Raw genomic sequence first — 16,929 nt, forward strand, 5'->3', positions numbered from 1 at the left:
GACGCGTCGGGTGCGCTGAGCGATGTGGTCATGCCGTGAGCATGCACGCGTCCGTTCTCTGCGTTGCAGGTCGAAGGTCACATCTTCACCTGGGGCGTACTGCGCGTGCAGTCACCATCCGGCCCGCACCGACTTAGGGACCCCACGCACGAACACCGGCCGCTCAATGACGGTCCTGTCAGGAGCGCCGACGGCTGCCGAGGCCGTGTTCGGCACCGTACACGGCGGCCTGCGTTCGCCGTTCGAAGCCGAGTTTCGCGAGTAGGCCAGATACATAGTTCTTCACCGTCTTCTCCGCGAGCCCGAGACGGTCGCCGATCTGCCGGTTCGTGAGACCGCCGGCAATGAGTTCAAGGACCTGCCGTTCGCGGAGGGTCAGCTCCGCGACGTCGTCAGGGACGTCTTTGGTCAACCGTTCGACCGTCACTGGAACGGTCGCCGCGGGCAGGAGACGACGACCGGCGGCGACGCGTCGAATGTCGTCGACGAGCGTTTGACCCCGGATGTCTTTCACGACGTAACCCGCGGCCCCGGCGAGGATCGCAGCTTGCATTGCCCGGTCGTCGTCGTAGGCGGTGAGCATCAGACACACGATGTCCGGGAAGGCCGAGCGGACCGACCGGCAGGCGTCGATGCCGCTACCGTCGGGCAGTCGCACGTCAAGCACGACGACGTCTGGAAGTGTTGCGGCGACCCGACCGACCGTGTCGCGCACGGTCCCCGCTTCCCCCACCACTTCGAGGTCAGGCTCAGCGTCGATGAGGTCTGCGACTCCGCGGCGCACGATTTCGTGGTCATCTACAAGGAAGACTCGGGTCGTCATCGGTGCTCCGTTGCTTCGGGGTTGACGGGGGCGACCCACACGACGCGGGTTCCTCCGGTTGGGCGTTCTTCGAGCTCGTACGCACCGCCGCGGAGTCTGGCCCGGGCTGCGAGATTAGCGGTGCCGCTCCGCCGACTGCGGTCGCCCGGACCGGGACCGTCGTCCTCGACGACGACACGGACCGTGTCGTCGCTCACCGCGACGTCGATTCGGCAACTCGCCTCCGGCGCATGGCGGGCCACGTTCGCGAGGGATTCGCGGACGACCGCCGTCACGTCGAGCGCGAGGTCTCCGGTCAGGATGGTGTCGACCGGTCCGGTGAAGGCGATTCGCGGAGGCGTCGTCAGTGCGGGGCTGAGCTCAGCAACGATGTCGAGTAGTCGATCGCGGGTGGAACGAGGGCCATGGCGTTCCGGCGTTCCGAGGGCGAACACTGCCGTTCGAATCTCACCGATCGCCTCGTCGATGGTGGTGATCTGCGCGTCAATGCGGTCGCGGAGCTCCTCGGGCGCGCGCTGCGCAGTGGCTTGGAGTGAGAGCCCCGCGGCAAACAAACGTTGGATGACATGGTCGTGCAGGTCGCGGGCGATGCGGCTGCGATCATCGGCACGCTCGAGCAGCCGTCGGTCCTTCCGCCCGCGTGCGACCGCAAGCGCGACGCTGGTTTGCCGCCCGAACTCGTCTGCCATCTCGACCTCCAATCCGGAGAACGGCCGAGCTTCAGGTGCGCGGGAGATCAGAAGCGCTCCAAGCGGTGCGCTCCCATCACGAAGCGGGACAGCGAGTGTGGGGCCGAGCGGCGGCGCCCACTCGTAGCTGGGCAGGTTTGCGCCCGTCGGATCGGTGATCACCGACCCTGTCGCCATCGCTCGGGCGGCCAGCGAACCGGCTGCAGGGTACTGGCGGCCTTGCACGCCGGTCGCACCGGTCCCGACTGCCACGGCGACGTGAATCATTTCGGGATCGCTTCGACGTTCGACGACGCAGACAAGGACCGCGTCGACGAACGCGATAACACGGTCGGCGATGAGGGTGAGGACGTCTTCCAGTGTTTCGTCTCCGACGAGTGCGGCTGACACTTCGGCGGCGGCTGTGGTCCACCGTTCCCGTTGTCGCACCTCGTCGAACAGTCGCGCGTTATCGATCGCGACGCCGGCGGTGGCGGCAAGGGCCTCAACGAGCTCTTCATCCTCGTTGGTGAACCGGCCACGGGACGGGTTTGTCAGGTACAGGTTCCCGTAGACGGTGTCGCGAACGCGCACGGGAACGCCGAGGAACCCCTCCATTGGAGGATGCCCTTCGGGGAAACCCGCAGATCGGGGATCGGCTGCGATCGAGTCGATTTGGATCGCGGTGTGTTCGCGGACAACCGCGCCGAGGAGACCCTGGCCTTGCGGTGGGAGGCCCATGCGCGCAACCACCGCCGGATCCATGCCGACGTGAATGAACCGTTCCAGCGTCGTTCCTTCGGGCGCAATGACGCCGAGCGCGCCGTACTGCGCGCCGACAAGTTCAACGCTTGCGCGCACGACCGCTTGCAAGGTGTCTTCGAGGTCGAGGTGTTCAACGATGCGGCGGTTCGCGGTGAGCAGATGCCGAAGCCGGCCCTGCGTGCGGAGCACCGTCTGGGCACGATCGACAAGTTCCTCAATGGTCTGCTCCAAGGCGGATCGTGGAGCATCGGGAAAGACGAGATCGTCGGGCATCGGCGAGCACCCCTCCTCTGCCAAGTTTCCGCCGAATCTACTCCTCTCGGCACATGCCGCTCCCGCCACGTTCGGGTTCGCAGCGAGAGCGGCGCTGCTCCGAGCGGATGTGAACGTATGGCGAAACAGCGGCGCACGGGAAGGGTCGAAGGTCCTACCGCCGATGATCACCGCGTCGCTCCGAAACGGGCCGCCGCGCGACGAACATGGTGCGCTGAACGGTGAGCGGTCGACGGCGGACGGAAGACGTACCGGAACAGGAGCGCTTTCAGCACCTCAGCCAGCGCCAGGTAGGAGGCGGCGATCGCCCCGATGGTGAGCAGCAGCGGCCAGGGCAGTGGTGCGAATGCGACCACCGCGCCGAGAGGGCTCAGGGGCAGCGCAATGGCGATCGCCGCGGAGCCGAGCGCCCCAATCGTGAGCCAGAGGCCGGGACGGCTCCGCCACGATGGCACCCGGTTCGTTCGAATGACGAACACGACGAGCGACTGCGTAAGGAGCGACTCGACGAACCACACCGTACGGAACTCGGCGGGGCTGGCGTGGACGACACCGATGAGGACGGCGAAGGTGATGAAGTCGAATAGGGAACTTACCGGGCCGAACGTGAGCATGAAACGACGTACCGCCCCGAGGTCCCAGCGGGACGGAGCGACAAGCCGTTCGGCGTCGACTCGGTCGGTCGGGATTGTCAGCTGTCCGAGGTCGTAGATGAGGTTGTTCAGCAAGACTTGCGCGGGCAGCATCGGCAGGAACGGTAGGAAGCTTGCGGCGACAGCGGCGCTGAGCATGTTCCCGATGTTCGACGACGTTCCCATCATCACGTATTTGAGCGTGTTGGCGAAGACACGACGGCCTGTTCGAATCGCCGTTGCGACGGCGGCGAGACTCTTATCAAGCAGGACAACGTCGGCGGCATCGCGGGCGACGTCGGTTGCGGAGAGCACCGAGATGCCGACGTCTGCTGCGTGTAGGGCGAGTGCGTCGTTGACGCCGTCGCCGAGGAATGCCACTGTGTTGCCGGCTGCCCGCAACGCTCGGACGATGTCGGCTTTGTCCGCTGGACGGACGCGTGCGACCACCCCGGCGGCGAGCACTTGCTCCGCCAGCGCCGAGGGTGAGCCGGCAGCGGCGTGGAGATCGGAGCCGAGCAGCGGTCGGTTGACGGGAATCCCGACTGACCGTGCCAGTTCACCGGCAACGATTGGGTCGTCGCCGGTGACGACAATGACCCGTACGCCGAGGCCGCGCAGCTCCGCGATGGCATCGGCCACCCCAGGCCGTGGCGGGTCTTCAAAGACGACGAATCCTAGGAGTACGAACGGAGCGTTGACACTGTCCGGATCGGCGGTGGTGACCGTGTCATCAACCGCTGCGGCTCCCACCGCCAGCACCCGGTGGCCGGCCTCGAGCAGTTCCCGGAGGTATGCGGTCGCGCCGTCGGAAACGTTGCGGCAGCGGGGAACCACCACGTCTGGCGCTCCCTTCATGATGAGCGTGTGCGACCCGTCGGGCTGTTCGACGAGCGCCGAGGAATACATTCGCTCGTGGTCGAACGGCCGGGTCGCGAGCGCGGTGCCGGTCTGAAGCTTGACTCGTTCTGCGGTGTCGAACACTGCACGGTCAAGGACGTCGGCGATAGAACTCGCTGCGCCCTCCCCGGCCAGGTCTTCCGGAACTGTCGCCACCGCGGCTGCGAGGACCCGGTCATCCGGAAGCCCGTCCTGCCCGACCGCGGAACGGAAGCGCAGGCCGCCCGAGGTGAGGGTTCCCGTCTTGTCGGTGACGAGAACATCGACGCCGCCGAGGTCTTCGACGCACACCAGCCGTTTGACGAGCACGTCGGAGCGTTTGAGGACGCGCGCTCCGGCGGCGAGTGCTGTGCTCACCACCGCGGGGAGGAGCTGTGGTGTGACGCCGACGGCGATGGCGAGGGCGAAGAGGATCGTTGTGAGGAGCGGCCTGGAGAAGGCGAGACCGCTGACGACGATGAGGATCATGAGGGCAACGGCGATCCAGACGAGCAGGACGGAGAAGCGTGCCAGGCCAGCCTGGAACGTCGTCTCGGGCTGCCGGCTTCTGATACCCGTGGCGATCCCACCGAACTCGGTATGCGTTCCGGTGGCGCGCACCTCGGCCTCCGCCGCCCCGGCGACAACGACGGCGCCTTGCAGCGCGGTCTCCCCAACATGCCGTGGGACCGACCGTGATTCGCCGGTCAGGACGCTTTCGTCGCATTCCAGTTCCTCGGCGGTGAGGAGAACACAGTCGCCGGGGACGACGGTACCGACGCCGAGCCGGACGACGTCGCCGACGACCACGTCCCGGACATCGACGGTCGCCCATTGTTCATCGCGAAGGACACGAGCGGAATGCCGGAGCCGGTCGCCCATCGCTGAGGAGACACGTGCTGACCGGTATTCGCTTACCGCGCCGAGACCGACGCTGATGACGAGGATGACGAGGATGACGACGGCATCCTGCAGCTGGCCAAGAACGCCGGAGAGAAGCGCGGTGCTCAGCAGCAGCACGAGGACGACGTTGCGGAACTGTGTCCCGACGATTCGCCACAAGCTCGGTGTTGACGACCCGACGACGTTCGGTCCGCCGGCCTTGAGCCGCGCCGTCGCATCGGCGGTGCTCAGACCGCGGATGCTGACCGGAGCTGCTGGCCGATTCGGCGCCGTCGCCGTCATCGACCGTCAGGGGAGGGCGATCGCAGCGGTGCGATGCACACCGGCGTGCGTGAGTGGCTGATGAGATCGTGTGCGGTGGATCCGAAGAACAGACCGCCGAGGGTGGAGCGGTGCCGACGGCCGAGCACGATGATCGACGCGTCAGCGGCGTGGCGTTCGAGGACGTCGGCCGGGTCGCCTTCGTCGAGCACAGGACGGTGCTGCAAGCCGGGGAAGCGGATGTGGAGCAGACGTTCGGCGTCGAGCAGGACGGACCGAGCATGCTCCTCGATCAGCTTCGGGTCCTCGAGGAGGCTGAGGCCGCCGACCCGAGCTGCGACGGGTGCCTTCCACGCCCGGACCAGGCTCAGACGTCGGTGTTCGCGAACTGCCTGAGCCCCGGCGAATCGGAGTGCCGAGTCGCCGCTCTCATCGTCGACGCCGAGCAACACATCCCCGTTCGCAGGACGCCAGTCTTCGGGAACGACGACCGTCGGCACGCTGGTGAGGGTGGGCACGCGTTCCGGCATCCACCCGTCGAGCGCGGTGCGGATGCGGTGCTGCCGTCGTGAGCCGATGACGAGCAAGTCGGCAGTCGCGGCGGTCTCCACAAGGGTCCGGTCCGGCGCGCCGAACAGTGTGGCGGTGGTCACGGTGACGTGAGGGTGCGCTGTCGTGATCTGCTCCGCGGCCCGCTGCACCCGACGGTCGAGCGCTTCTACGTCATCGCCCCAGCCGTTTGCCACTGTGATGATCTCGACGCGGCTGCCGGGGATCATCCTGCGGACCGCGAGCCAGTCGACGGCGCGCTCACTGGCTGCGTGTTCGTCGACACCGACGATGACGTGCTCGGTGGTCACGACGTTCCCGTCGGGCATCAGCGGGCCTCAGCGTGCTCGCGGTTACCGGTTTGCTCATCGCTTGCCGGAGCGCGTCGGGGTTGCGGGACGACGCACACTGGAGCGTGCCCCTGGTGCATCAGCTTCTCGCCGACGGATCCGGCCAGGAACCCCCCGAGCGCAGTCCGGTGTCGCCGACCCACGACGACCAGGGAAGCGCCGCGCGATGACTGGAGCATCACGTCCCGTGGCTGACCTTCGACAGTGTCCCCGGTGACTTTCAGTTCGGGGTGGGCTCCGCCGACCGCGCGCAGCGCTGCCCGCAGTTCAATGTCGGCCTCGTTCGACCAGAGGACTCGGTCCTCTTCGAGGTAGATGTTCGCGTACGGTGCCATCGCCGTCGGAACAGCCCAAGCACGAACCAGGTTCAGTTCCTTTCCGAGTCGTTGCGCAGTGTCGGCCGCCCATGCGAGTGCGGTCGCAGCGGAACGGCCATCGATGCCGACGACGACCGGTCCATCGGTGCGTTCCCACTCTTCGGGGACCACCACGACCGGCACTGTCGCGTGAGCGACGACCCGTTCCGTGACACGGCCGGTGAGCGCAGCGGTCAGAGTGTGCACCTGCTGCGCTCCGATGACCAGGACATCGCCGAGCTTGGCGTCGGCGACCAGCCGGTCCGCGGTCGGTCCACCCGTGACGTCGTGCGTGACTGCCAACGCGGGGTGTGCGGCGCGGAGCCGCTGTTCCGCTGCTTCAAGACGGTGCTCCGAACGGGTGAGCGCTTCACCGTAGAACTCGCTCACCGTCAGCAGTCGGACCTGGTCGGTTGCCGGGTCGACGTTGTCCGCAGCCCAGTCCACAGTCCGCCAGCCGGCGACCGTGTCGTCGATGGCAACGGTGTACGCGGTCATGATGACTCCCTTTCGCAGCAGACGCCCCGTGCGTCGCCAGCGGCTCGCACCGCATTAGATGGTGGGACGGTACGGTGCGAGCTGGCCACCCCGGCAGGGCCCAAGGTCCCGCTGCCCCGAGACGGGACCAACGCCACTGTGTCGGTGCGCCGGATCGGTGCAGGGTGCGTTCCAGAGCGCCGCGACGGTGCCCGAGAGGCGGCTCACCATGACCACGAGGATCGTTCTGGGATGGGATGGATCGACAGCGTCCCGTGCGGCGTTGCGGTGGGCGACGGGACGGGTCGCTGGCGGCGTCAACCGCCTCGTCATCGTGCACGCGGTCCCCGCCGATGATCGAGCGCCGGCGCTCAGCGCGGCCGCTGTGAGCGTCACCGCGAGCATCACAGCAGACGCGGCCGTCCCGGGCGTGGACCTCGACGTTGAAGTGCACCGCGGTGGGCCTGTCGCTGTCCTGCTTGGTGCGGTTGATGCGGACTGCATCCTCGTCGTCGGCCACGATGTGGTCCCATCCGCTCGCGGCTCCCGCCCCTCCATTGCTGCTCGTCTGGTCGACGCTGCACCGTGCACAGTCGTCGCTGTGCCAGCGGACGCGCCGTCTGGCCATGGTGTCGTGGTCGGTGTCGACGTCCGCTCCGGCTCAGCCGCCGCGCTCCACTTCGCCGGGCATGAGGCTCGGCGCGCCGGGACGGCCCTTCGCGCGGTTACCGTCTGGTCACGGCCGGGCGGACGGTTCGATGCCGGCGCCCGTCGTGAGGTACTCCAGACGCTGGAAGAGCATGTCGAGGAAGCACTCCGGGATCTGCCCGACCTCGACATCCACCGAGAACTGGTCGAAGGTCCTGTGGCGCGCCGTCTCGCCGACGCCGCCGACGGTGCCGCACTCTTGGTTGTCGGCGCGGGCACGCGCCGCCGACGGACCGGTCCCGTGGTGGAACAGGTGCTCCGTGCCTCACGGACGGCCGTCGCCGTGGTGCGCTGACCGGCGATCAGGGAGACCAGCGCCAATCCGCCACGGCCGGGATGTCCTCACCGTAGCTGCGAGTCCACGCGCGAGCGTCGAGTCGGGCGTCCTGCATCCGCTGCCGCAACCCGGCGTATCGGACGGCGAGACCGGGGACACGGTCAAGGACGTCGAGGACGAGGTGGTACCGGTCGAGGTCGTTGAGCATGAGCATGTCGAACGGCGTCGTGGTGGTGCCCTGCTCCGTGTACCCGCGGACGTGCATGTCCGCGTTCGCGGCGCGACGGTACGTCAGGCGGTGAATCAGCCACGGGTAGCCGTGGAAGGCGAACACGATCGGTCGATCCCGGGTGAACACTGCATCAAACGCCTCATCGGGCATGCCATGCGGATGCTGCTCCGGGGAAGTGAGCCGCATCAGGTCAACCACGTTGACGACGCGGACCCGCAACGCAGGCACCTCAGCACGGAGAATCGACGCAGCGGCGAGAACCTCAAGCGTCGGCACGTCCCCTGCGCAGGCGAGCACAACGTCCGGCTGCTCCCCTTCCACCTCCGTGCCGGCCCAGGGCAGGATCCCGAGCCCACGGGTGCAGTGCGATACGGCTTCATCCGCGGTGAGAAGATCGGGTGTGAGCTGCTTGCCTGCAACCACCACGTTGACGTAGTCAACCGATCGAAGACAGTGGTCGAAGGTGGACAGCAGCGTGTTCGTGTCGAACGGCAGATACACCCTGACCACTTCCGGACGCTTGTTCATCACATGGTCGATGAACCCCGGGTCCTGATGGGAAAGGCCGTTGTGGTCCTGCCGCCACACGTGTGAGGACAGCAGGTAGTTCAGCGACGATACGGGTCGCCGCCACGGGATCTTCCGGCTCTCCGCGAGCCACTTCGCGTGCTGGTTCAGCATCGAATCGACGACGTGCGCGAACGCTTCGTAGGTGCCGAACACGCCGTGCCGTCCGGTGAGAAGGTACCCCTCGAGCCATCCCTGGCATTGGTGCTCGCTGAGCATCTCCATCACACGGCCGTGCGGCGCGAGGTGCTCGTCCGTGGGTACGACCTCGGCATCCCACTGCTTATCGGTCACCTGATACAAGGCGTCCAAACGGTTCGACGCGGTCTCATCCGGACCGAACACACGAAACGTTTGCGGGTTCCCACGAACCACGTCGGCGAGCCACCGACCGAGGACGCGGGTCGGTTCGCTCGATGTGGCACCTGGCGTTTCGACTGTGACCGCATGATCTCGAAAGGCCGGCAACTGCAGGTCGGTCCGGACGAGACCGCCGTTCGCGACGGGGATCGCGCTCATCCGCAAGTCACCGCCCGGCGCGTGGGCGCGAATGTCAGCCGCCGGGGACCCGTCTCGCTCGAACAGCTCCTCCGGACGGTACGAGCGCATCCATGTGTCGAGGACCGCAAGGTGTCCGGATGAGTGCCGTGGGTCGGACAGTGGCACCTGGTGAGATCGCCAGTTGTCCTCCGCCGGCTGTCCGTCGATCACCGGCGGGCAGGTCCATCCTTTCGGTGTCCGAAGGATGATCATTGGCCACCGTGGCCGCCCGTGCAGGGTGCCCGCTCTGGCTTCCCGGCGGATCCGTTCGATTTCGTCGAGGACAACGTCGAGCGTTTCAGCCATGCGCCGGTGCACCAGGTGCGGGTCCTCACCGTCGAACCCGCCGGAAACGATGAACGGCTGGTGACCGTACCCGCGCATCAGGTCGATGAGCTCATCCTGGGGAATCCGGGCAAGCACGGTCGGGTTCGCGATCTTGTACCCGTTGAGGTGCAGAATCGGCAGGACCACGCCGTCACGGAGCGGGTCGACGAACTTGTTCGAATGCCAACTCGTCGCAAGCGGGCCGGTTTCGGCCTCACCGTCTCCGACGACCGCCGCGACCAGGAGGGACGGGTCGTCGAACGCAGCCCCATACGCATGGGACAGCGCGTAGCCAAGTTCACCGCCTTCATGCATCGACCCCGGCGTCTGCGGTGCGGCATGGCTCGGGATACCGCCGGGGAAAGAGAACTGGCGGAACAGGCGCCGCATGCCCGCCTCGTCAGCGGACACCGCCGGGTACAGCTCGCTGTACGTGCCGTCGAGCCACGCGTTCGCGACGACGGCCGGCCCACCGTGTCCCGGACCGCACACGAACAGGGTGCGCATCGTTCGCTCACGGATGACCCGGTTGAGGTGTGCGTAGAAGAAATTCAGCCCCGGGGTTGTTCCCCAATGACCAAGGAGGCGAGGTTTCACATCCCCTGGAACGAGAGCACGTCGGAGCAGCGGATCATCAAGGAGGTAGATCTGACCGACCGCGAGGTAGTTCGCTGCCCGCCACCACCGGTGGATCTGCTCGATCGTCGTGTCGTCCATGCAAACGTCTCCTCACCGTCGTCGGGCGGCGCTCCCACCCTGGCCGCTGCGACGGTCTCCCGACCAGGGTCTTCCGACTCCGGACCGGTATTGCAGGACTAAAGCCCTGCCGAGCTAGCCCATCCGTCCAGCAAGGTCATCTCGTACCGACGAGAGGACTCGACATGCCGGAGCCGACGTGCTGGACGGTCGCAATCGACGAAACCGCAGCGGCGTGGAACCTGCTTGATTGGATCGGCGGGGAAATGTCCGCGGGGGACCGGGTTGAACTCCTGACCGTGCACGAACACCTCGGCCAGACGACCGAGCGCATCACTAGCCGACTCGCGATCGCCGCACGGCGTCTTCGCCACCATCACCCCGACGTGCAGGTTGAACAGTCTGTCGTCGATGGAGCAACCGTTGCACGAGTGCTCGCCGACGCGGCCGCCTCCGACATCTTGGTCATCGGCGGACGCCGGTCGGGTCAGTTCTGGGCAGCGATCACCGGCCGCATCGCGGAACGCCTCGTCGCGCATGTCACCGTGCCCGTTGTCGTCGTCCCGGAACATTGGACGCCCGGTGAACAAGCACCAGTGGTGATGGGCGTGGACGGTCGCACAGCGACTGCGGCGCTGACCTTCGCAGCAGATCGCGCAGAACGACGCGGCGCTGACCTGGTTCTGATTCGTGCGTGGGAGCCGCCGACGAGCATCTCCCCGTTCGGCCGCGTCTACCTCGCCCGGGACAGCGGCCATTGGGAACACGAAAGCCAACTGGAACTCGACGCCGCCATTCGCGCGGTCAGCGCCGCACATCCTGACCTTCGCATGCGTGGGGAACTCCACCAGGGCACGCCCGCCGATGTGCTTCTCCGCGGCGAGGGGACCGCGTCGATGCTCGTCATCGGCAGACGGCACCGAACCGCCCTTGGGGCGTTCCTGACGGGGTCAGTGGGCGAAAAACTTCTGCACCGTGGACGATCCCCCGTATGCGTTGTCCCGCCCGTCGATCATGGTTGACCAAGGACACGGCGATCGCCGTATGGACAGGTGCTCACGCGGCGAGGACCTCGAGCGTATGGAACACGGCGTACGCCGGCCAGACAAACGCTTGGAGCAGGCCCAGGACGACCCCACCGAAGCTGCCATCAGAGGCTGAGACGAAATACACCGCGGCACCCACGTAAGCGCACAAGAATACGAACCCCCAGGGCCCATCTCGGACAACGCCGGGTCGAGATCGATCTGCAGTCATCAGCTTTCGTCCTCATCTGCTCGGTTCGGCAACCCCCGCTCTAACGGTCGTTTCCGCCGGAGCTATTCGTCGCCTGCATAACACGCAGCGCGTGGTCTGCGATCCGGTCGTTGATCTCCGCAGCTTCATCATCACTGGTTGCGACTGCGTGGTTGAGCAGTGACCGCATGAGCCACAACACGCCGGAATCAACATCAGCAGCGATGCGAGCTTCACGAGCACACGACTCCGCGTCGAGCCGTGCGGCAGTTGCGGTTCCGCGTCGCCGTCGCGCTTCGGCCCGGCTCACCGAGGCGATGCTTTCCCAATCCACGCGCCACCTACACAACGGTGATCCCAGCTTCGTTCTCTACGGAGGCGACGCAGACAGTGGTCAAACCCGGTGTTCCGATGAGAACCGTCCCCGTGGTATTTGCCTCTTCAAGAAGAGACCCGTTCCACGCCATGAACCCGAGGGTTCTGGTGGCCGCTGTCTGCGCCTACCAAGAAGCATGTGCGGTGTCGGACGTGACGAAGAGGACGAACGTCCTACGACATCACACGGGTCGGAAGACCCTGTCCGCAGCTGTAGGCGACGCCGTACGGTCGCCGCACCGGCGAACCGTCCGGTATCGGGCAACACAACGACAGGAACGAGACATCATGGTTCTCTACTTCGACCCCTTCCGGGAACTAGACCGGCTGACTGCGACGATGTTCGATGGTCGCAGTGGGCCGCGCTTCGTCCCGATGGACCTCAGTCGTGACGGCGACCACTACATCCTCAACGCGGACATGCCGGGGGTCGACCCCGGCAGCATCGACATCGACGTTGAAGGCAGCCTGCTGACCATCCGCGCCCACCGCACCCTCTCCACGTCGGAGAGCGCGAAGTGGTTGTCGCAGGAACGCCCGAGCGGTGCGTTCGTGCGGCAGCTGAACCTTGGCGAGGGCATCGACGCGGAGAAGATCTCTGCGAACTATGAAAACGGTGTCCTCAGCGTGGTGCTGCCGGTGTCCGAGCGTGCCAAGCCACGAAGGATCCCGATCACCGGGTCGGCAGCGCCGGAGCCCGTCGCGGTCACCGCGGGTGCGGCACCCGCCGAGACCAGCACCGGCACGGACGGCCCCTGACCCCGCGGATGGGCCGGTCCGGGATGTGCGACGGGTCCGCCGCGCACCGCCAGGAGCCACACCTGCCACTCGGGCGGCTGCCACTCCGGCAGCCGCCCGAGCCGGACCCTGCCGTCAGCGCACGGTATGCCGTCAGCACCGCTTCGACCGGACTCCGAAAGATCGCGTGATGACAACCTTGAGGGCAACCCCAGCTCTGACCTTTGACCGTGGAGGCACTTCAAGCTTCTCCCGCTCGACCTGCGACGATTGGGACCTGCTGCCCGTCGCGATCCGTGCGCTCGTCCTCGCGAGGGCAAGCGCCGCCGCGCTCGAATTGACACGGTTCGATGACGGGGACACACATGCGGCCGCCATCGCAGGCGTGTTCGCGATGACTTTCGCCCGGGCTCCCGATGCGATCCGGGACGCACCTGCGACGGTGCACGTCACAGCTGACACCGTAGTGATCGACGGCGCGGCACCGCTTGGACGAGTCCATCTCGATGTTGATAACGACTTCCCGCCGGTTGCCGCAGCTGCGCACCTCGCCGCCGCGATCCTTGCCGGTAACACTGTCACGTTCAACATTCCGACAGCAGCACCGCCTCCGGTACTGACGTACTTGGGGTTCCTCAGCGCGATGCTGCCCGATCATGTTCTCACCGTGACACTCGTCGTGCCCGGTCAACGCACCGTTGACGGCTATAGCACCCTCATCCATCTCGCCGTGCCGGGCGGATGCCCGCAACTGGTTCCGTGCAATGCCGCACTCGCGCTGTACCAGCAGCAGACACATACCCGCGTCCCGTTTGCCACGTCGGGAAATCAACGATGGGGCAGCTCAACGGATAACGGTCGCGGCGGTTAGCCGGCCCTCGGCGGCCCGATCGAAGCGTGCGGCCTCCGCGACGCGCTGGTAGAGCTGTGTCCGCCACATCCCGGGGGTCCGCTTCAGCGTCCGGGCCCGTGACGTAGCGTTCCCAAGACCCCGGAACGGGAACGTTATCGGGAGCGGGATGGAGTGTCCGCGCGATGACGACCCACATCGGCGTAGGCAGCCGTCAGTATTCGTAGGCCCCAACATGCATCATCTCGGCGACCCTTCCGCAGGGTCGATGACCCGGCGACTCGTCCGTTGGGTGCAAGGAGAGCACAGACGGGGAATCCTGCCTCGACGCGGAGCCACAGCTTCCCGACAGGCGGTCCGGAGCGTCGGAGACAACGCGAATCGTCCGCGGCTTCCAATCAACAGCGTCGCTGGTGCCTAACCTGCCAGCGCGGCCGCCGCGCGCTGTCTCACGGCTCGAGCTGCCGTTGCCTCGGCGGCGTCCGTGGATTTGAGAACCCCATCTGACGTCAGCTGGGCTCCCCAAGTTCGATGTCATCCTTCGAGAGCAGCCGTATGGTGATCGACGTTTGGTCACCGTGGCGTACGGTCAGAACGGTGACGTCCGCTCCTCCGTACCGGGTGTGCTGAATCGCCGTCAGCTCGTTGTTGTCCTCGTCGACGCCGGAGCCGAGCTGCGGTGAACCGAGAAGACCTGCGGTGTACGTGTTTCGGATCATTGGATGCTCCCGCCCTGAAAGTGTGCATCGGTTGAAGACTCCTCCCCAGGTTCCCAGTTGGCAAGGTGGAAGAAGCTGTCCACTGCTCCGGTGATGCGGTTCCGCCTCCGAGCCGGACCGTTCGGGTCAGTTGGGCGGGACCTTCGGCTCTACGCGGGCTGATGGTGGTGAGGCGAGACTGCGGCCTGCAGGCGGACCCGAAGCGTCTGCGTGGAGGCCGCACTCAGCCGCAACGGCGCGTCTGAGGGCGGCCTCCACTCCATCAATTCGCGTGCCTGATCCAGTTCCAAGGCAACGGTGAACGGTGCGCGGAATCTTCTGCTCCGGGCGCGAGATAGCTTCCGAGGCTGGCCCAGATCCGTGCTTCACGGTGCTGGCCAATGCGCCAGATCAGTGGCGCCAGGGGGCGAAGCGATCTCGGCAGTTGCAGCGTCCATCGCCAGGACAGTTCCGTCCCGAGCGGGTGCGATCGGAATGAGACGGTTCCGTCGATGTGCATGCCGCCGATGCGGCTTGAGGAGCTGATGCGGCGCCCGGGAACGGACTCGGAGATAAGCAGCTCGACGGTACGAGTTCCCACTGGTGCCGCCGTGGTGATCCGCCACCGCGTCCCACTGCCGATGGGCCCAGGGGTGAGCTTCTGCACGGACTGCACCTGTCTGTTGTAACGAAGTTCGTTGCGTTCGTCGGCGACGAACGCGAAGACCTCCATCACTGGCGCGGCGATGAGCACAGAACCATGCAGGGCTCTCTCAGCACGCATGGTTTCGCCGAGAGGGGCCGACGAAGTGGCAGCAGTCGTTGTAACTGGCTGCTGTGGGACGGGCGGAACAGGTCCCGTGGCGGTGCCGGGGAGCAGCCGGAGGAGCATCACTCCGGCGAGTCCGAACCACAACCAAAGCAGCGGGCCGTAGACGGTGTAGACCCACGGCGCCGCGAACCGGAGCGGTTCCGCGGCTAACCCCATTCCGCCGGCAGCGACGCCGACCGAACTGACCCAGCGGTGCGACCCGACGCGGAGCATTGCGGCGGAGATCAGCAGTGTTCCAACCGGGGTGAGGGCTCCCGCGAGGGTGACGGTGCTGTTCTCTGCGAGGAGGGCCTCGGCAGCGGAAAGGATGACGGCACGGTCACCGGCGACGCCGTGGCGAAGCGGTCACTCAGCGGTACCAGGGCGAGGGTGCCGACGCTCGTCGTTGGAACGGCCAGCAACGCAGTCCAAGCTGCGACGCCGAGCGAGCCGCCGAGGAGAGTCAAGACGGGGCTACGTGGCAGGAACGCCACGGTCAACGCCACGAAGACGAGTACCGCGAAGACGGACGGGATGAGCCACAACAGTTGCTGCGCAATGTAAGACAGGCGCTGATCCGCGATAAAGCGCAGCGTCGCCGCTGCACCTGATTCGGGTGGCGGTGCGAGGACGTACAGCACGAGCGCGGTCAATCCGGAAGCGACGAACAGCAAAGCCGCTGCGCCGGCGATGCGGAACAGCGGCCGCCATGCGTACCGGTCGAAATCGGTCACGGTGATGGTGCCGAGCCGGGCGGGCGTTGCGCTCCGGCAGTCACGTGCACCGATTCGCGTTCCGCGAGCCGAGCTGTTGGTGGGACGACCAGGACCGGGCAGAGGGCGTGTTCGGTGCAGCGTGCGCTGACCGAACCGAGTCGCATCCCGGCAAAGCTGGAGTGTGTCCGGCTGCCGACGACGAGCATGCGGGCGTTGGAACTCTGCTCGATGAGCACGTCCGCGGGGGACCCAAGCAGCAACTCGCAGTGCACCCACGACGGTACGCCGCCGCGGAACTCCGCTTCCGCGGCGCGGCGAAGGATACGTTCGGCGTCGTCCGCTGCGGTATCGGCGGGAAGTTCACCAAGGCCTGTGGCGAGGTCGTCGAACAGTGCCGGTTCCCGCCACACCATGATGATGCGCAGTTCCGCGTCGAGGTAGCGGGCAAGTGACGCCGCCTGGTGGAGTGCAGCACGGCCACCGAGGGACTCGTCGTAGCCGGCGACGATGACCCCGCCGTGTCGTCGGACGGTCATGGCTGCACGATGAGGAGGTTCTGCACGTCGGTGACGTGGGGGGAGCGCCATGCGGCGAGTTCCGCCTCACGCTTCTCCGCCGCGGACGCGACCCGGCCGGTGAGGGTGACGACGGAGTCCTGCACCGAGACCTCGAGCCGGTCGGCGTCCAGTTGTGCGTGCCGGACAAACGCCTGCTTGATGCGGTTCTCGGTGTCGTGAGCTGTGGGGCGCGGGGTCAAACCGATGTGGTTCAGCACGTACTTCACCCCGGCGACGCGTTCAGCATCACGAATCGCGGCGAGCCGTTGGAAGTGCCACGGGACGTCGCCGTGCAAGGTGACGGTGTGGTCGGCAACTTCAACCTGGACGTGGCCCTCCGGAACGGTGGCGTCCGCATCGAGAGCTTGCCGGATCGTGTGGGCGATCTCCGCATCGGTGTGCAGGGCGCGCGCTGCGGCGCTGATCATGATGTCATCGGCGAGGGCATGCACACCTTGGACGCGGAGCGCAGCACGGCTGGCTTGAATCCGCTCGGTGAAGCTGTCGACGGTGCCGCTGAGGGTTACAACGCCGTCGTCGACGGCGACACCGATGGCGGTGGCGTCGATGCCGGGCGTCCATTCGAGTTCCTGCTGCACGTCATGCTTGATGGTTGAATCGGAACGATGTTCAGTGTGGGTGATGGTTGTCATACGGCAACCCTC

15 protein-coding genes are annotated in these 16,929 nt (G+C 66.5%); 4 read left to right on the plus strand and 11 right to left on the minus strand.

Annotated features, from left to right (window positions below):
- Positions 1-178: 178 nt before the first annotated feature.
- The 5 genes from EDF19_RS18330 to EDF19_RS18350 all read right to left on the minus strand — a co-directional run bounded on the left by EDF19_RS18330 (position 179) and on the right by EDF19_RS18350 (position 6,957).
- Positions 179-823, minus strand: a complete 645-nt coding sequence (locus EDF19_RS18330; protein ID WP_123682290.1) for a response regulator transcription factor — start codon at positions 821-823, stop codon at positions 179-181.
- Complete coding sequence (locus EDF19_RS18335; protein ID WP_123682291.1) at positions 820-2,529, minus strand: GAF domain-containing protein; 1,710 nt, start codon at positions 2,527-2,529, stop codon at positions 820-822. Before EDF19_RS18335 ends, EDF19_RS18330 begins: the two co-directional genes overlap by 4 nt.
- Before the next feature lie 167 nt (positions 2,530-2,696).
- The gene (locus EDF19_RS18340; protein ID WP_123682292.1) at positions 2,697-5,225 is read right to left on the minus strand and encodes an HAD-IC family P-type ATPase; all 2,529 of its coding nucleotides are present in this window, start codon (positions 5,223-5,225) and stop codon (positions 2,697-2,699) included.
- Positions 5,222-6,082, minus strand: a complete 861-nt coding sequence (locus EDF19_RS18345; protein WP_123682293.1) for a universal stress protein — start codon at positions 6,080-6,082, stop codon at positions 5,222-5,224. Before EDF19_RS18345 ends, EDF19_RS18340 begins: the two co-directional genes overlap by 4 nt.
- Positions 6,082-6,957, minus strand: coding sequence for a universal stress protein (locus tag EDF19_RS18350; RefSeq protein ID WP_123682294.1), 876 nt, complete (start codon positions 6,955-6,957; stop codon positions 6,082-6,084). Before EDF19_RS18350 ends, EDF19_RS18345 begins: the two co-directional genes overlap by 1 nt.
- A 208-nt stretch (positions 6,958-7,165) precedes the next feature.
- Here EDF19_RS18350 and EDF19_RS18355 point away from each other — a divergent pair, with 208 nt between their 5' ends.
- On the plus strand, positions 7,166-7,939 hold the full coding sequence (locus tag EDF19_RS18355; RefSeq protein ID WP_185022943.1) for a universal stress protein: 774 nt from the start codon (positions 7,166-7,168) through the stop codon (positions 7,937-7,939).
- 7 nt (positions 7,940-7,946) lie between these two features.
- Here the strand turns inward: EDF19_RS18355 and EDF19_RS18360 are convergent, their stop codons facing one another.
- Positions 7,947-10,304, minus strand: coding sequence for a phosphoketolase (locus tag EDF19_RS18360; RefSeq protein ID WP_123682296.1), 2,358 nt, complete (start codon positions 10,302-10,304; stop codon positions 7,947-7,949).
- A 164-nt stretch (positions 10,305-10,468) separates the two neighbouring features.
- Between EDF19_RS18360 and EDF19_RS18365 the strand changes: the two genes are divergently transcribed.
- The 3 genes from EDF19_RS18365 (at position 10,469) to EDF19_RS18885 (ending at position 13,503) form a co-directional block, all read left to right on the plus strand.
- Positions 10,469-11,305 (plus strand): universal stress protein, encoded by an 837-nt coding sequence (locus EDF19_RS18365; RefSeq protein WP_123682297.1) that lies wholly within the window; start codon positions 10,469-10,471, stop codon positions 11,303-11,305.
- Positions 11,306-12,182: 877 nt separating this feature from the next.
- Entirely contained in the window at positions 12,183-12,653 is a 471-nt protein-coding gene (locus EDF19_RS18375) for an Hsp20/alpha crystallin family protein (protein ID WP_123682299.1), read from the plus strand.
- Between the two features lie 169 nt (positions 12,654-12,822).
- Positions 12,823-13,503 carry a hypothetical protein gene (locus EDF19_RS18885; RefSeq protein ID WP_148071150.1) on the plus strand — a complete coding sequence of 227 codons (681 nt, stop codon included), beginning with the start codon at positions 12,823-12,825 and terminating at the stop codon, positions 13,501-13,503.
- A gap of 488 nt (positions 13,504-13,991) precedes the next feature.
- On the opposite strand, the gene EDF19_RS18380 is transcribed toward EDF19_RS18885, so the two are convergent.
- From EDF19_RS18380 to EDF19_RS18400, 5 genes are all read right to left on the minus strand, one after another.
- Complete coding sequence (locus EDF19_RS18380) at positions 13,992-14,201, minus strand: hypothetical protein (protein WP_123682300.1); 210 nt, start codon at positions 14,199-14,201, stop codon at positions 13,992-13,994.
- A 262-nt stretch (positions 14,202-14,463) separates the two neighbouring features.
- On the minus strand, positions 14,464-14,934 hold the full coding sequence (locus EDF19_RS19265; protein ID WP_185022944.1) for an SRPBCC family protein: 471 nt from the start codon (positions 14,932-14,934) through the stop codon (positions 14,464-14,466).
- A gap of 302 nt (positions 14,935-15,236) precedes the next feature.
- Complete coding sequence (locus tag EDF19_RS18390) at positions 15,237-15,725, minus strand: hypothetical protein (protein ID WP_123682302.1); 489 nt, start codon at positions 15,723-15,725, stop codon at positions 15,237-15,239.
- Positions 15,722-16,243 (minus strand): universal stress protein, encoded by a 522-nt coding sequence (locus EDF19_RS18395; protein ID WP_123682303.1) that lies wholly within the window; start codon positions 16,241-16,243, stop codon positions 15,722-15,724. The genes EDF19_RS18390 and EDF19_RS18395 overlap by 4 nt, the downstream gene beginning before the upstream one ends.
- Complete coding sequence (locus EDF19_RS18400; protein ID WP_123682304.1) at positions 16,240-16,917, minus strand: BON domain-containing protein; 678 nt, start codon at positions 16,915-16,917, stop codon at positions 16,240-16,242. The genes EDF19_RS18395 and EDF19_RS18400 overlap by 4 nt, the downstream gene beginning before the upstream one ends.
- Positions 16,918-16,929: the final 12 nt, after the last annotated feature.

Origin of the sequence: Curtobacterium sp. PhB115 (genome assembly GCF_003752025.1) — a bacterium.
Classification (GTDB): Bacteria; Actinomycetota; Actinomycetes; order Actinomycetales; family Microbacteriaceae; genus Curtobacterium.

Bases quoted from the DNA above. Each gene is read 5' to 3' on its own strand.
- EDF19_RS18335 (WP_123682291.1), bottom strand. From the start codon at position 2,529: ATGCCCGACGATCTCGTCTTTCCCGATGCTCCACGATCCGCCTTGGAG.
- EDF19_RS18345 (WP_123682293.1), bottom strand. From the start codon at position 6,082: ATGCCCGACGGGAACGTCGTGACCACCGAGCACGTCATCGTCGGTGTC.
- EDF19_RS18365 (WP_123682297.1), top strand. From the start codon at position 10,469: ATGCCGGAGCCGACGTGCTGGACGGTCGCAATCGACGAAACCGCAGCG.
- EDF19_RS18885 (WP_148071150.1), top strand. From the start codon at position 12,823: ATGACAACCTTGAGGGCAACCCCAGCTCTGACCTTTGACCGTGGAGGC.
- EDF19_RS18340 (WP_123682292.1), bottom strand. From the start codon at position 5,225: ATGACGGCGACGGCGCCGAATCGGCCAGCAGCTCCGGTCAGCATCCGC.
- EDF19_RS18330 (WP_123682290.1), bottom strand. From the start codon at position 823: ATGACGACCCGAGTCTTCCTTGTAGATGACCACGAAATCGTGCGCCGC.
- EDF19_RS18400 (WP_123682304.1), bottom strand. From the start codon at position 16,917: ATGACAACCATCACCCACACTGAACATCGTTCCGATTCAACCATCAAG.
- EDF19_RS18355 (WP_185022943.1), top strand. From the start codon at position 7,166: ATGACCACGAGGATCGTTCTGGGATGGGATGGATCGACAGCGTCCCGT.
- EDF19_RS18380 (WP_123682300.1), bottom strand. From the start codon at position 14,201: ATGATCCGAAACACGTACACCGCAGGTCTTCTCGGTTCACCGCAGCTC.
- EDF19_RS18395 (WP_123682303.1), bottom strand. From the start codon at position 16,243: ATGACCGTCCGACGACACGGCGGGGTCATCGTCGCCGGCTACGACGAG.
- EDF19_RS18360 (WP_123682296.1), bottom strand. From the start codon at position 10,304: ATGGACGACACGACGATCGAGCAGATCCACCGGTGGTGGCGGGCAGCG.
- EDF19_RS18350 (WP_123682294.1), bottom strand. From the start codon at position 6,957: ATGACCGCGTACACCGTTGCCATCGACGACACGGTCGCCGGCTGGCGG.
- EDF19_RS18375 (WP_123682299.1), top strand. From the start codon at position 12,183: ATGGTTCTCTACTTCGACCCCTTCCGGGAACTAGACCGGCTGACTGCG.